Origin of the sequence: Enterobacter sp. MGH 38, from assembly GCF_000492855.1 — a bacterium.
GTDB lineage: Bacteria > Pseudomonadota > Gammaproteobacteria > Enterobacterales > Enterobacteriaceae > Enterobacter > Enterobacter hormaechei_C.
The window spans coordinates 1,160,702-1,174,249 of record NZ_KI535607.1 but is presented as its reverse complement, the minus strand read 5'-3'; the positions used below and the strand labels follow the sequence as shown (position 1 = coordinate 1,174,249).

General features: G+C 52.9%; 12 protein-coding genes. All 12 read right to left on the bottom strand.

All coding sequences use genetic code 11. The features are described 5' to 3' along the window. Window positions 1-3: 3 nt before the first annotated feature. Entirely contained in the window at window positions 4-2,523 is a 2,520-nt protein-coding gene (locus L384_RS15370; RefSeq protein ID WP_023323909.1) for a fimbria/pilus outer membrane usher protein, read from the bottom strand. 18 nt (window positions 2,524-2,541) lie between these two features. After that, window positions 2,542-3,225: a fimbrial chaperone gene (locus L384_RS15375; RefSeq protein ID WP_022652100.1), complete on the bottom strand. Its 684-nt coding sequence runs from the start codon at window positions 3,223-3,225 to the stop codon at window positions 2,542-2,544. Window positions 3,226-3,296: 71 nt separating this feature from the next. Further along, window positions 3,297-3,875, bottom strand: coding sequence for a chaperone-usher fimbrial major subunit (locus L384_RS15380; RefSeq protein ID WP_003861165.1), 579 nt, complete (start codon window positions 3,873-3,875; stop codon window positions 3,297-3,299). A gap of 428 nt (window positions 3,876-4,303) precedes the next feature. Continuing rightward, complete coding sequence (gene glmS, locus L384_RS15385) at window positions 4,304-6,133, bottom strand: glutamine--fructose-6-phosphate transaminase (isomerizing) (protein ID WP_023323908.1); 1,830 nt, start codon at window positions 6,131-6,133, stop codon at window positions 4,304-4,306. Between the two features lie 240 nt (window positions 6,134-6,373). Continuing rightward, window positions 6,374-7,744: a bifunctional UDP-N-acetylglucosamine diphosphorylase/glucosamine-1-phosphate N-acetyltransferase GlmU gene (gene glmU / locus L384_RS15390; RefSeq protein WP_023323907.1), complete on the bottom strand. Its 1,371-nt coding sequence runs from the start codon at window positions 7,742-7,744 to the stop codon at window positions 6,374-6,376. 138 nt (window positions 7,745-7,882) lie between these two features. Next, the gene (locus L384_RS15395) at window positions 7,883-8,302 is read right to left on the bottom strand and encodes a F0F1 ATP synthase subunit epsilon (RefSeq protein ID WP_003862360.1); all 420 of its coding nucleotides are present in this window, start codon (window positions 8,300-8,302) and stop codon (window positions 7,883-7,885) included. 20 nt (window positions 8,303-8,322) lie between these two features. Beyond that, window positions 8,323-9,705 carry a F0F1 ATP synthase subunit beta gene (gene atpD, locus L384_RS15400; protein ID WP_003862362.1) on the bottom strand — a complete coding sequence of 461 codons (1,383 nt, stop codon included), beginning with the start codon at window positions 9,703-9,705 and terminating at the stop codon, window positions 8,323-8,325. Between the two features lie 31 nt (window positions 9,706-9,736). Then, window positions 9,737-10,600: a F0F1 ATP synthase subunit gamma gene (gene atpG / locus L384_RS15405; protein WP_003862364.1), complete on the bottom strand. Its 864-nt coding sequence runs from the start codon at window positions 10,598-10,600 to the stop codon at window positions 9,737-9,739. Between the two features lie 51 nt (window positions 10,601-10,651). Continuing rightward, on the bottom strand, window positions 10,652-12,193 hold the full coding sequence (gene atpA / locus L384_RS15410; RefSeq protein WP_003862367.1) for a F0F1 ATP synthase subunit alpha: 1,542 nt from the start codon (window positions 12,191-12,193) through the stop codon (window positions 10,652-10,654). 12 nt (window positions 12,194-12,205) lie between these two features. Then, entirely contained in the window at window positions 12,206-12,739 is a 534-nt protein-coding gene (gene atpH / locus L384_RS15415; protein ID WP_003862369.1) for a F0F1 ATP synthase subunit delta, read from the bottom strand. A gap of 14 nt (window positions 12,740-12,753) precedes the next feature. Then, window positions 12,754-13,224 (bottom strand): F0F1 ATP synthase subunit B, encoded by a 471-nt coding sequence (gene atpF / locus L384_RS15420; protein ID WP_003862370.1) that lies wholly within the window; start codon window positions 13,222-13,224, stop codon window positions 12,754-12,756. Window positions 13,225-13,272: 48 nt separating this feature from the next. After that, entirely contained in the window at window positions 13,273-13,512 is a 240-nt protein-coding gene (gene atpE, locus L384_RS15425; RefSeq protein ID WP_000429386.1) for a F0F1 ATP synthase subunit C, read from the bottom strand. Between the last annotated feature and the right edge of the window lie 36 nt (window positions 13,513-13,548).

Here is a 13,548-nt window from a genome sequence, read left to right as displayed (position 1 = left end):
TCCCTATTGGCATACTGCCGATATTTGTATCAGTTCGACGCCTTCTGGCGGGGTAAAGTGGTAGTTAACCGGGCAGGCCATCGTGTTATCTGCGCCCCACTTCAGGACAAACGCCCCCTCTTCCGGCATGCCGGACAGATAAAGCTCGCCATTTTCGCCCACAATGCCGGTTACGCTGCCGTGGGGTAAATCAGCCGAGGCCATGGCGCCAAACGGCACCGGTTTGCCACTCTTCTGCCGCACATTGAACAGGACGCGATAGCCCACGTGAGTGACAAACTCCGCCCGTACCACCGCGCCGCGCGTCGGGATAACGCTGAGGATACTGTTGTCGATTTCGACGTTGGCCTTCGCAAAGTAATCGCTGTCGATCTCCACTCTGTTTTCATCGTAGGCGTTGAGCTGCGTCTGTACCGTATAGCCGCGCCAGTCCGTCGCCTTACCCGTACCATTCTCCAGCGCCAGGCCGGAAGCTCCCGGGGCTTTAACCAGCGCGACGGTTTCCCCCAGTTCCTGAGAGAAAGTTATGCCATCGCTGTGGGCCAGAATCCCGCCCTTCATTCCATAGTTGAGGCGCTGGTTGTCCTGGGTATAGTCGTAACTGGCGTTTACCGAACCATAGGTGCCGTCATAGCCCACCCCTGCGCTGTTGTTGTAATCTTCGTTATCCGCATCGTAAGACTGCTGAACGTTCCAGGAGAGGTTGTGCGCATCCAGCGCGTTACCGCTCAGCCCCACCTGGTGCATCCCTTTTCCGTGGTTGTTTTGGGTGTACCCATAGTTGACGTAGCTGTCATGCAGCCAGCCTGACAACGGTATGGAGAGGGAGAGCATAAAAATCTGTTCGCTGCCCTGACTGTCGCTGACGTCAGTGTCGGTGCTATTTTGGGCCGAGGTGAGTGAATCGGTGTAGTTCCAGGAGACGTTCCAGGAAATAGCGCGCCAGCTATTGCTGTAGCCCAGCTGCACCAGCCGCTCGACTTCATCCGTCTTCCAGTACTGCTGGCGGCTAAGGGTAAGATAAATATTTCCCATCCCGTCGCCAAAGGTCTGCGTCCATGTTCCCTCCAGACGGCTACGGCGGTTACCTGTCGTCCAGAAGTCGCTCTCGTTATTCTGCCGGGACGCCCATTCGTTCAGGGTGTAGTAGCCTTCTGTGGAGTAGCGGTAGCCCACCAGCCGAAACGTTGTGTTCGTTTCATCAAAACGTTTGGAATAGAGAAAACGGTAAGATTGCCCGCTTTCGTCATCGTCCTCAAACCGCGAGCGGGCATGCGTTACGTCCAGCGAAAGGGCGCCCAGCGAACCCATATCTTTCCCCACGCCAAGCGCGGCGGAGGTGTAATCGCTGGTTCCCTGCACGCCCCCGTAGAGGGTAATACCTGCAGGAAAACCGTGTAACACCTGCGCCTGAAAAACGGTCGGCTGAAAATCGTTTTGATCGCGCAGTTCACCCGCGCTGATATCGACATCGGTTTGGTCTTCACGCTTCAGGATCGCCAGTGAGGCGTAAGGCTGGGTAAAATGTTGCTCGCTGCCATCCTCTTCTTTGATGGTAACATCCAGATCGCCACCCGAATTGGTGGTGTTTAAATCCTTGAGCGCAAACGCTCCCTGCGGTACGGCAGACTGGTAAATGATGTAACCGTTTTGCCGCACAATCACGGTCGCATTGCTTTTCGCCACGCCGCGAACCACTGGCGCAAACCCCGTCAGGCTCGAAGGCAGCATGTCATCATCCGTGTAGAAACGCATCCCTCGCAGTTGCGTGCTGTCAAACACGTCGCTTGCGGTCCATGTATCCCCCAGCATAATTTGGCTGCGTAACGCGGCGATATCGCGCTGTAAATAGGTATTGATCGAATGATACGAAGACTCGCCATCGGTCACGTTTAGCGTACTGTAGTTACGTAAACGCCATGCCCCCAGGTTGGCACCGTTGCGCAGGTTCAGATAATAAAAATCGTTGTTATCATCCTCGTTCGAATGCACCGTGCTGGAGCCGGAAAAATCGTAGTTCACCATCAGCGCATTGATGCCCTCATCCCAGCGTGAGGGATTGATATAGCCGCGCGCCGATACATCAATATAGATTTGCGGCAACGTGACGTTAAGCTGGAGTTTATCCGTATCAAACGTCCAGGTTGAGCCAGGAACGAGCGGCGCGGGGTCCAGACAGGCTTTGTCATCTATGTCGTTAAGGGCCTTGATAGCCGCCACTTTGACCCCAAGCTCAGCGAGCACGGTTTTGATGTCTGAGAAGCAAGGATGCAGGTTGCTGGTGGCAGTATCTTCGACAAAGGTCACCTCCCGGCGGTCAACATATTCGCCGTTTACATAGATGCTTACCTTATAGTTCCCGGCAGGCAGACTGTTCGCGCGATTAAACTGGTGGATATCCACGTCCACCGGATGATCGATTTCAAGCTGCGCAGGGTTAAACATATCCCTCGCGGCCACCTCGCCGGATAAACCAAGCACCATCCCGGAAGCAAGCGCGATGAAAATACGGTAACACTCCATAAATAAACCATCCTTTGCTTAAAGCGCTGCTTTTAAATCCTGACTAATCGCACCGAAATCATTCACATACCGCCAAACCAGCGCATGGCCATTCACGCCTTCCGGTAAGGGTAAACGCAGGGTTTCAAAGGGATGGACGATATTGAGCGGCACATCTTTGCCGTCCACTGTCACATTCATAACGTTGATATTTAGCGGCGTGGGATTTTCAACTACCAGCTGCCGATTTTCTCTGTGCCACTTCACCTGCGTGGCGGCGCGCTCCGGGGTAATGTTCAACGAGGCCGGACGCCAGATCAGCTTGATACGTGTCTTAATGGCGATTTCCATCGCGTTCGGCTTATTGCTCGCCGGGGGAATATTTTTGATGTTCAGCCAGAACACCGACTCCCGATCCTGCGGTAAATTGCCCTCGGTTTTCATAATGCGCAGAATTTTTTCCTGCCCAGCCTCCAGACGAGATACCGGTGGAATGACGGTAAACGGTGGTTTTTTCGCGGTTCCTGTATTACTGAAGGGGTCAACCCATGTTTGAATAAGATAAGGGATAGCCGCTTCGTTATTTTTGACAGTAATTGTTGCGTCGGATTTATCACTCGAATAAACCACTCGTGTGCCACCGATAACCACACCTGCCGATGCCATTGTAGAAATACCCGTAAGACAACACGCTAATAATACATTCACTATACGCCCTGGCATAATCCAATGTCCTTATATATAAAGGAGCCTGTAAATAAGTTCTTAACAGGCTCCGAATCCATAACCGCTGATTATTTCAGGTATTCAATAGTAAACTGAGAGTCAGCATTCGCAGTACCCGGCGTCACTGTTGCCAGAGTCTGGACGAATTTCGCCTTGAATCCCATATCCGCTTTACCATCTGCAATGGCAACGTATTTAGAATTGTTATACAAAGGGATCGCGGTATCATCGCTCAGGTTGAACAGTTTTATCGCCACGCCCGTCGCCGCAATGGCGTCGCCGCTGCCAGTGAACTCACCGTCCGTACCGTCTTCGTTCACCGGCGTACCGATTGAAAGATAACCTTTACCGATGGTATCTTTATCTTCCGTCCCGTCAAAGCGTACCGCCGCCTGAGTATAGGTTGCCGGGCAGCCTTCCAGACGGATGTGGAAATCTTTAACAGACGCGGTGGAATCAATACCCGCGAAGGTTTTTACCGATACACGACCAATATTAACAGTCTGATTACTGGTATCAGTCGTGACTGTACAAGTAGAATCAATCACCTCGCCACGGAAATGAACAGTACCGTCAGCCGCTAATGTCGCACCTGAAAACAGGACGGAAGATAAAACCAGTGAAGTGGCTATAACGTTTAATTTCATGAAACTCTCCATAATTTACATTATTTGTATGCGTCTCATTTATACATTCAAATAAAACACACCATCCTTTAAAGCGTGGCGATAGTACAGTTCATTCCTGCTCTATGACAAATATGTTTTCCCACATGAAATATCTTTAAAATGGAACAATAAAAATTAAAAATAAAAAAACCCTTAAAAATAAGAACAAAACATAATTAAAAAATGCTATTGATATCTCTTCTCTATTTTTTTAAGAATTTATCAATATCTTTTCTTTGTCATAGCTAAATCAGATTCTTTTTTAAGCAGACATAGGTGAAATGAGCAGATAGAGCAAAAATGTAAGAAAAAATGAAAAAAGAAACAGGTTGCGATAAAAAGAAATAATCGCTGAGGGGAGGGCTATGAGGCTGCCAGAATACTGGCAGCCTCGGGTAGGCTGGAAATTATTCTACGGTGACGGACTTCGCCAGGTTACGTGGCTGGTCTACGTCGGTGCCCTTGATCAGCGCGACGTGATAAGCCAGCAGTTGCAGCGGTACGGTGTAGAAGATCGGCGCAATCACCTCTTCCACATGCGGCATCTCGATGATGTGCATGTTGTCGCTGCTGGCGAAACCGGCATCTTTATCCGCAAAGACGTACAGAACACCACCACGGGCGCGCACTTCTTCGATGTTAGATTTCAGTTTTTCCAGCAGTTCGTTGTTAGGTGCCACCACGATAACTGGCATATCCGCATCGATCAGCGCCAGCGGGCCATGCTTCAGCTCGCCTGCCGCATAGGCTTCAGCGTGAATATAAGAGATCTCTTTCAGCTTCAGCGCGCCTTCCAGCGCAATCGGATACTGATCGCCACGGCCCAGGAACAGGGCGTGATGTTTGTCAGAGAAATCTTCCGCCAGAGCTTCAATGCGTTTGTCCTGAGAGAGCATCTGCTCAATACGGCTCGGCAGCGCCTGAAGGCCATGCACGATGTCGTGTTCAACGGAAGCATCCTGGCCTTTCAGACGCGCCAGTTTCGCCACCAGCATCAGCAGAACGGTCAGCTGAGTAGTAAACGCTTTGGTGGAAGCCACGCCGATTTCGGTACCCGCTTTGGTCATCAGCGCCAGATCGGATTCACGTACCAGGGACGATCCCGGCACGTTACAAATGGCCAGCGAGCCGAGGTAACCCAGTTCTTTAGACAGACGCAGCGCCGCCAGGGTATCGGCCGTTTCGCCAGACTGAGAAAGGGTGATCATCAGGCTGTTACGACGCACCGCAGATTTGCGATAGCGGAACTCAGACGCAATTTCTACGTCGCACGGCACGCCCGCCAGAGATTCAAACCAGTAGCGAGAGACCATACCGGAGTTGTAGGAGGTGCCGCAGGCCACGATCTGAATGTGCTCGACTTTGCTCAGCAGTTCGTTGGCATTGGCGCCCAGCTCGCTCAGATCCACTTCACCATGGCTGATGCGACCAGTCAGGGTGTTTTTAATGGCGTTTGGCTGTTCGTAGATCTCTTTCTGCATGTAGTGACGGTAAGCACCTTTGTCGCCCGCGTCGTATTGCAGGTTTGATTCGATCTCCTGACGCTTAACCTGCTCGCCTTTTGTGTCGAATACGGTCACGCTGCGACGTGTCACCTCGGCAATGTCTCCCTCTTCCAGGAAGATAAAGCGACGGGTAACCGGCAGCAGCGCCAGCTGGTCGGAAGCGATAAAGTTTTCACCCATGCCCAGACCAATCACCATCGGACTACCGGAACGCGCGGCCAGCAGCGTGGACGGGTCGCGGGAATCCATGATCACCGTACCGTAAGCACCACGTAGCTGAGGGATAGCGCGCAGCACCGCATCACGCAGTGTACCGCCCTTTGCCAGCTCCCAGTGCACCAGGTGAGCAATCACTTCGGTGTCGGTTTCAGAGACGAAGGTATAGCCGCGCGCTTTCAGTTCTTCACGCAGCGGTTCGTGGTTTTCGATAATGCCGTTATGCACGACCACGATGTGTTCAGACACATGCGGGTGTGCGTTGCCTTCAGATGGCTCACCGTGGGTCGCCCAGCGGGTATGCGCAATACCGGTGCCACCGTGCAGCGGATGTTCTTCCGCAGCCTGGGCCAGCATCTGCACTTTACCGAGACGGCGCAGACGGGTCATATGACCTTCTGCATCAACGACAGCCAGCCCGGCTGAGTCGTAACCACGGTATTCCAGACGACGTAAACCTTCGAGAAGGATTTCAGCAATATCACGCTGCGCAACTGCGCCAACAATTCCACACATAGTTATATTTCCTGATTATGGCGTTATGCCATGCGTTGTCGCTGACCTGTATTTGCCCTTTCCGGGCGCCCCGAGCCTTGTAGAGAGTGGGGTTATTTTTATGGGTACTGCTTGTGGGGGGAGGATTATGTTATCCCCTCACCCCGGCCCTCTCCCCAAAGGGGCGAGGGAGAAAAACACCGCACCGAACAATCCACTCTCCCCTGTGGGGAGAGGGTTAGGGTGAGGGGTATAAATCCGTTACTTCTGCTTCACCGGGCGTTTCCAGCCCTGCTTGCTGACCTGCGGAACGCGGCTTAACACCAGCTCGTTCTCGGCCACATCGCGCGTAACGGTTGTCCCGGCGGCAATGGTCACGCCTTTGCCCACGGTAACAGGCGCCACCAGCTGGGTATCGGAGCCTACAAACACGTCATCACCAATGATGGTTTTAAACTTATTGGCGCCGTCATAGTTACAGGTAATCGTCCCTGCACCAATGTTTACGTTGTCGCCAATTTCCGCATCGCCCAGATAGGTCAGATGACCCGCTTTAGAGCCCTTACCCAGACGCGCTTTTTTCATTTCCACGAAGTTACCTACGTGAGCACCTTCCAGCAGCTCAGCGCCCGGGCGCAGACGCGCAAATGGGCCAATCGTACAGGCCGCCTCAAGATGGGCATCTTCCACCACGCTGTACGGGCTGATTTCGCAGTCGTCACCGATCGCGCTGTTTTTAATCACACAGCCGGTGCCGATTTTGACGCGGTTGCCCAGCGTGACGTTACCTTCCAGGATAACGTTAGTATCTATTACAACGTCGCGCCCGTGGGTCAGCGTGCCACGCAGATCGAAACGCGCCGGATCTCGCAGCATAACGCCCGCGAGCAACAGCTTTTCTGCCTGCTCGGACTGGTAAATACGCTCAAGACGGGAAAGCTGGAGACGGTTGTTTACCCCGTCCGTTTCGCTGATACGCGCCGGATGAACGGCAGCAATCTCACGCCCTTCCTGGTAAGCCATCGCAATGATGTCGGTGATGTAGTATTCACCCTGCGCGTTGTTATTGTTGAGTCTGGACAGCCAGCGCTTCATATCCGCACCGTTCGCAATCAGGATGCCGGTGTTGATCTCCTGAATCTGGCGCTGTTCGTCAGTGGCATCTTTATGCTCAACAATCCCCGTCACGTTGCCGTTTTCACGCGTAATGCGGCCATAGCCGGTTGGATCGTCCAGCACGACGGTCAACAAACCGATGCCACCCTGCGGTTTGGCTTCACGCAGCCGAGTAAGGGTTTCAACGGAGATCAGCGGGACGTCGCCGTAGAGCATCAGGATATCTTCATCATCAGCGAAGAAGGGTGCAGCCTGCTGCATTGCATGACCCGTACCCAGCTGTTCTGCCTGAAGCACCCAGTTGAGATTGTCGTCACGCAGCGTTTTTTTCAGCAGATCGCCGCCATGTCCATAAACCAGATGCACCTGGCTGGCGCCTAATTCATTCGCTGCATCAATAACATGCTGAACCATTGGCTTTCCTGCCAGCGTGTGGAGCACTTTAGGCAGATCGGAATACATGCGGGTACCTTTGCCTGCGGCAAGGATCACCACGCTCATCGCACTGTTTAACATACGCATCCTGACGGTAGTTTGTGTGAGAAGTAAAAACGTTTGATGCTTAAAATTCTACATCTTTTTCATCATGAATTAAGGCCGAAAAAAAAAGCCAGCCTGGGATCCAGACTGGCTTTTGTGCTTTTCAAGCCGGTGTTACATCGCTTTTTTGGTCAACTCGATAACGCGCAGTTTCGCGATCGCTTTGGCCAGCTCCGCAGACGCCTGAGCGTAATCCACGTCACCATGAGAGCTGTTAATGTGCTCTTCAGCCTTACGCTTCGATTCCAGGGCTCGCGCTTCGTCGAGATCCTGGCCACGAATAGCGGTATCGGCCAGAACGGTCACACTGCCTGGCTGCACTTCAAGAATGCCGCCGGACAGATAGATAAACTCTTCATGACCGAACTGTTTAACGATGCGGATCATACCAGGCTTAATGGCGGTGAGCAGCGGTGCGTGACCCGGGAAAATACCCAGTTCACCTTCACTACCCGTTACCTGGATTTTCTCGACCAGACCAGAGAACATTTGTTGCTCTGCGCTGACGACGTCCAGGTGGTAAGTCATTGCCATATCACCCTCCGATTAAGGCGTTAAAGTTTTTTGGCTTTTTCCACGGCTTCTTCGATGGAACCAACCATGTAGAACGCCTGCTCTGGCAGGTGATCGTATTCGCCTTCCATGATGCCTTTAAAGCCACGGATGGTGTCTTTCAGGGAAACGTATTTACCTGGAGAACCGGTGAATACTTCCGCAACGAAGAACGGCTGGGACAGGAAGCGCTGGATCTTACGCGCACGTGCTACCACCAGTTTGTCTTCTTCAGACAGTTCATCCATACCCAGGATGGCGATGATGTCTTTCAGTTCCTGATAACGTTGCAGCAGGGACTGTACGCCACGCGCGGTGTCGTAGTGCTCCTGGCCAACAACCAGTGGATCCAGCTGACGGCTGGTGGAGTCCAGCGGGTCAACGGCCGGGTAGATACCCAGAGACGCGATCTGACGGCTCAGAACCACGGTTGCATCTAAGTGAGCAAAGGTGGTGGCTGGAGATGGGTCAGTCAAGTCATCCGCAGGTACGTATACCGCCTGAACGGAGGTGATAGAACCAGTTTTGGTAGAGGTGATACGTTCCTGAAGAACACCCATCTCTTCCGCAAGCGTAGGCTGATAACCTACCGCTGAAGGCATACGACCCAGCAGTGCAGATACTTCAGTACCGGCCAGGGTGTAACGGTAGATGTTATCAACGAACAGCAGAACGTCACGGCCTTCGTCACGGAACTTCTCAGCCATCGTCAGGCCAGTCAGCGCAACGCGCAGACGGTTTCCTGGTGGCTCGTTCATCTGGCCGTAAACCAGGGAAACTTTGTCCAGAACGTTGGAGTCGGTCATTTCATGGTAGAAGTCGTTACCCTCACGAGTACGTTCACCAACACCCGCAAACACGGAGTAACCGGAGTGCTCGATCGCGATGTTACGGATCAGCTCCATCATGTTTACGGTTTTACCTACACCCGCACCACCGAACAGACCAACTTTACCGCCCTTCGCGAACGGGCACATCAGGTCGATAACTTTGATGCCGGTTTCCAGCAGTTCCTGAGAGCTGGACAGCTCTTCGTAGGAAGGTGCCGCGCGGTGGATAGCCCAACGCTCTTCTTCACCGATGTCGCCTTTCATGTCGATTGGTTGACCCAATACGTTCATGATACGACCCAGTGTTGCTTTACCTACCGGGACTTCGATCGGGTGCTCAAGGTCTTTTACTTCCAGACCACGACGCAGACCGTCGGAAGAACCCATGGCGATGGTACGCACGATACCGCCGCCGAGCTGCTGCTGAACTTCCAGCACCAGGCTCTCGTTACCATTCTGTACCTCAAGCGCGTCGTACACGCGTGGTACGGCGTCCTGAGGGAACTCGACGTCCACCACGGCGCCGATTACCTGGACAATCTTTCCAGTAGCCATCTTGAATCCTCTACGTAATTCGTAAACCTGGTTAAACCGCGGCGGCCCCCGAGACGATCTCGGTGAGTTCCTGAGTAATGCTGGCCTGACGAGCTTTGTTGTAAACCAACTGCAGCTCTTTAATCAGGCTGCCGCCATTATCGGTCGCGGCTTTCATCGCCACCATTCGTGCGGCCTGCTCGCTGGCCAGGTTTTCTACAACGCCCTGATAAACCTGAGATTCAACGTAACGACGCAGCAGGGTATCCAGCAGCGGTTTCGGATCGGGTTCATACAGGTAATCCCAGGCTTTCTGTTTCAGCTCGTCATCTTCTGATGCCGGTAACGGCAGCATCTGAGTGAGCGTAGGCACCTGAGACATGGTGTTAATAAATTTGTTGCTGACAACGTACAGTCTGTCCAGACGGCCTTCATCGTAGGCCTGCAACATCACTTTAACCGGGCCGATCAGTTCGGACAGGGACGGGTTATCACCCATACCGGTCACCTGAGCGACAATGTTGCCACCAACGGAGTTAAAGAAAGAGACGCCTTTAGAGCCAATCAGTGCCAGATCGCACTGAACGCCTTTATCGGACCAGCCTTTCATATCCGCCAGCAGTTTTTTGAACAGGTTAATGTTCAAGCCGCCACACAGACCACGGTCAGTCGACACCACCAGGTAGCCCACGCGCTTAACGTCGCGTTCTTCCAGGTAAGGGTGCTTATATTCCAGATTACCGTTTGCAAGGTGACCAATCACTTTGCGCATGGTCTCTGCATAAGGACGGCTGGCCGCCATGCGATCCTGCGATTTACGCATTTTGGAAGCGGCGACCATCTCCATCGCTTTAGTGATCTTTTGCGTGTTCTGGACGCTTGCGATCTTACTACGTATCTCTTTTGCGCCGGCCATGAGCTTCTCCTCAATGCCAGACGGCTTGTCCTGAGACAAGCCGCCGGACGATTACCAGGATTGGGTTGCTTTGAAGGAATCGAGGATAGCTTTCAGCTTGCCTTCGATTTCGTCGTTATAGCCACCGGTCTGGTTGATCTCTTGCATCAGCGGAGCGTGATCACGGTCGACGTAAGCCAGCAGAGCGGCTTCGAAGCTACCGATTTTCGCCAGTTCCACATCTTCGAGGTAACCGCGTTCAGCCGCGAACAGTACCAGGCCCTGCTGAGCAACAGACATTGGCGCGTACTGTTTCTGCTTCAGCAGCTCGGTCACTTTCTGACCGTGGCTCAGCTGTTTACGGGTTGCTTCGTCCAGATCGGATGCGAACTGAGAGAACGCAGCCAGTTCACGATACTGTGCCAGCGCGGTACGGATACCACCGGACAGTTTCTTGATGATCTTGGTCTGAGCAGCACCACCCACACGGGATACGGAGATACCCGGGTTAACCGCCGGACGAATACCGGAGTTAAACAGGTTGGTTTCCAGGAAGATCTGACCATCGGTAATGGAGATTACGTTGGTCGGAACGAACGCAGAAACGTCACCCGCTTGGGTTTCAATGATCGGCAGGGCGGTCAGAGAACCTGTTTTACCCTTCACTTCACCTTTGGTGAAGTTCTCGACGTATTCCGCGTTAACGCGGGAAGCACGCTCCAGCAGACGAGAGTGGAGGTAGAATACGTCGCCCGGGAATGCTTCACGTCCTGGTGGACGACGGAGCAGCAGGGAAACCTGACGATAAGCAACAGCCTGTTTAGACAGGTCATCGTATACGATCAGCGCATCTTCACCGCGGTCACGGAAGTATTCGCCCATTGCGCAACCGGCGTATGGTGCCAGGTATTGCAGTGCAGCAGATTCAGACGCGGTTGCTACCACAACGATGGTGTTAGACAGTGCGCCGTGCTCTTCCAGTTTACGAACCACGTTGGAAATGGTGGACGCTTTCTGGCCGATAGCCACGTACACACATTTGATGCCGGAATCACGCTGGTTGATGATGGCGTCGATTGCCATCGCGGTTTTACCGGTCTGACGGTCACCGATGATCAGTTCACGCTGACCACGACCGATTGGGATCATGGCATCAACGGACTTATAACCCGTCTGTACTGGCTGATCAACAGACTGACGGTCGATAACGCCTGGTGCGATAACTTCGATTGGGGAGAAGCCATCGTGCTCAACCGGACCTTTACCGTCGATTGGCGCACCCAGGGTGTTAACAACGCGACCCAGCAGGCCACGGCCAACCGGCACTTCAAGAATACGGCCAGTACACTTAACCTTCATGCCTTCGGCGAGGTCAGCGTATGGACCCATCACAACGGCACCTACGGAGTCGCGCTCCAGGTTCAGTGCGATAGCGTAACGGTTACCCGGCAGGGAAATCATCTCACCCTGCATACAATCGGCCAGGCCGTGGATGCGGATAACACCGTCACTTACAGAAACAATAGTACCTTCGTTGTGAGCTTCACTCACAACATTGAACTGAGCAATGCGCTGCTTGATCAGTTCGCTGATTTCGGTGGAATTCAGTTGCATGCTCCAGTCCCCTTAAGACTGCAAGACGTCTGCAAGGCGCTCAAGACGGCCGCGTACGCTGCCATCAATGACCATATCACCCGAGCGGATGATTACGCCTGCCATTACAGACTTATCGATTTTGCAATTCAGCTTAACTTTGCGTGACAGACGTTTTTCCATCGCGGCGGTGATTTTCGCAAGCTGTTCGTCACTCAGTTCAGTCGCGGAAGTTACTTCAACTTCAGCGGTAGCTTCACTAAGGGCACGTAAGTGCTCAAACTGCTCGAGAACATCCGGGAGCACACGGAGACGACCATTTTCCGCCATCACCTTAATCAGGTTCTGGCCGTTGGCATCCAGTTGCTCTCCGCACACGGCGATAAACGACGCGGCGAGGGTTTCAGGCGCTAACGCACCAGAAAGCAACTCGGCCATTTGTTCGTTTTTCGTCACCTCAGCGGCAAACGCCAGCATATTCTGCCAGCGATCGACATTTTGGTGTTCGACAGCAAAGTCAAAAGCTGCTTTGGCGTAGGGGCGAGCTACCGTAACAAATTCAGACATCAGCCCCTCCCTCCTTACAGTTCAGCGACAAGTTTGTCCACGATGTCGCTGTTAGCAGCTTCATCCACGGAACGTTCGATGATCTTCTCGGCGCCAGCAACAGCCAGAATCGCAACCTGCTTACGCAGTTCTTCACGAGCACGTTTACGCTCAGCTTCAATTTCAGCCTGAGCTTGTGTCACGATCTTAGTACGTTCCTGTTCTGCTTCAGCTTTGGCTTCGTCCAGGATCTGAGAACGGCGTTTGTTAGCCTGTTCAATGATTACCTGAGCTTCAGCTTTCGCTTTTTTCAGCTGGTCTGTCGCGTTGGCCTGTGCAAGGTCCAAATCTTTCTTAGCGCGTTCTGCGGAAGCCAGACCGTCAGCAATTTCTTTCTGACGTTTTTCGATGGCAGCCATTAAAGGCGGCCATACATACTTCATGCAGAACCAGACAAAGAGAATAAACGCGATGGCCTGGCCGAGGATTGTTGCGTTCATGTTCACAGCACAATACCTCTTAAATTTCTGTGGCTTGAGGTTTTAAAACAACTACTACGCGACAGCAAACATCACGTACAGACCCAGACCTACAGCGATCATTGGGATTGCATCCACCAGACCCATAACGATAAAGAACTGAGTACGCAGCAGAGGAATCAGATCAGGTTGACGCGCTGCGCCTTCCAGGAATTTGCCCCCGAGGATGCCGATACCGATCGCAGCACCGATAGCCGCCAGACCCATCATCACAGCGGCAGCCATGTACAGCAGATCCATATTCAGGTTTTCCATGACAGTCTCCAGTTTGTTTCAATTAAAACGTAGTAG

Bases quoted from the DNA above. Each gene is read 5' to 3' on its own strand.
- L384_RS15370 (WP_023323909.1), bottom strand. From the start codon at position 2,523: ATGGAGTGTTACCGTATTTTCATCGCGCTTGCTTCCGGGATGGTGCTT.
- L384_RS15375 (WP_022652100.1), bottom strand. From the start codon at position 3,225: ATGCCAGGGCGTATAGTGAATGTATTATTAGCGTGTTGTCTTACGGGT.
- L384_RS15380 (WP_003861165.1), bottom strand. From the start codon at position 3,875: ATGAAATTAAACGTTATAGCCACTTCACTGGTTTTATCTTCCGTCCTG.
- glmS (WP_023323908.1), bottom strand. From the start codon at position 6,133: ATGTGTGGAATTGTTGGCGCAGTTGCGCAGCGTGATATTGCTGAAATC.
- glmU (WP_023323907.1), bottom strand. From the start codon at position 7,744: ATGTTAAACAGTGCGATGAGCGTGGTGATCCTTGCCGCAGGCAAAGGT.
- L384_RS15395 (WP_003862360.1), bottom strand. From the start codon at position 8,302: ATGGCAATGACTTACCACCTGGACGTCGTCAGCGCAGAGCAACAAATG.
- atpD (WP_003862362.1), bottom strand. From the start codon at position 9,705: ATGGCTACTGGAAAGATTGTCCAGGTAATCGGCGCCGTGGTGGACGTC.
- atpG (WP_003862364.1), bottom strand. From the start codon at position 10,600: ATGGCCGGCGCAAAAGAGATACGTAGTAAGATCGCAAGCGTCCAGAAC.
- atpA (WP_003862367.1), bottom strand. From the start codon at position 12,193: ATGCAACTGAATTCCACCGAAATCAGCGAACTGATCAAGCAGCGCATT.
- atpH (WP_003862369.1), bottom strand. From the start codon at position 12,739: ATGTCTGAATTTGTTACGGTAGCTCGCCCCTACGCCAAAGCAGCTTTT.
- atpE (WP_000429386.1), bottom strand. From the start codon at position 13,512: ATGGAAAACCTGAATATGGATCTGCTGTACATGGCTGCCGCTGTGATG.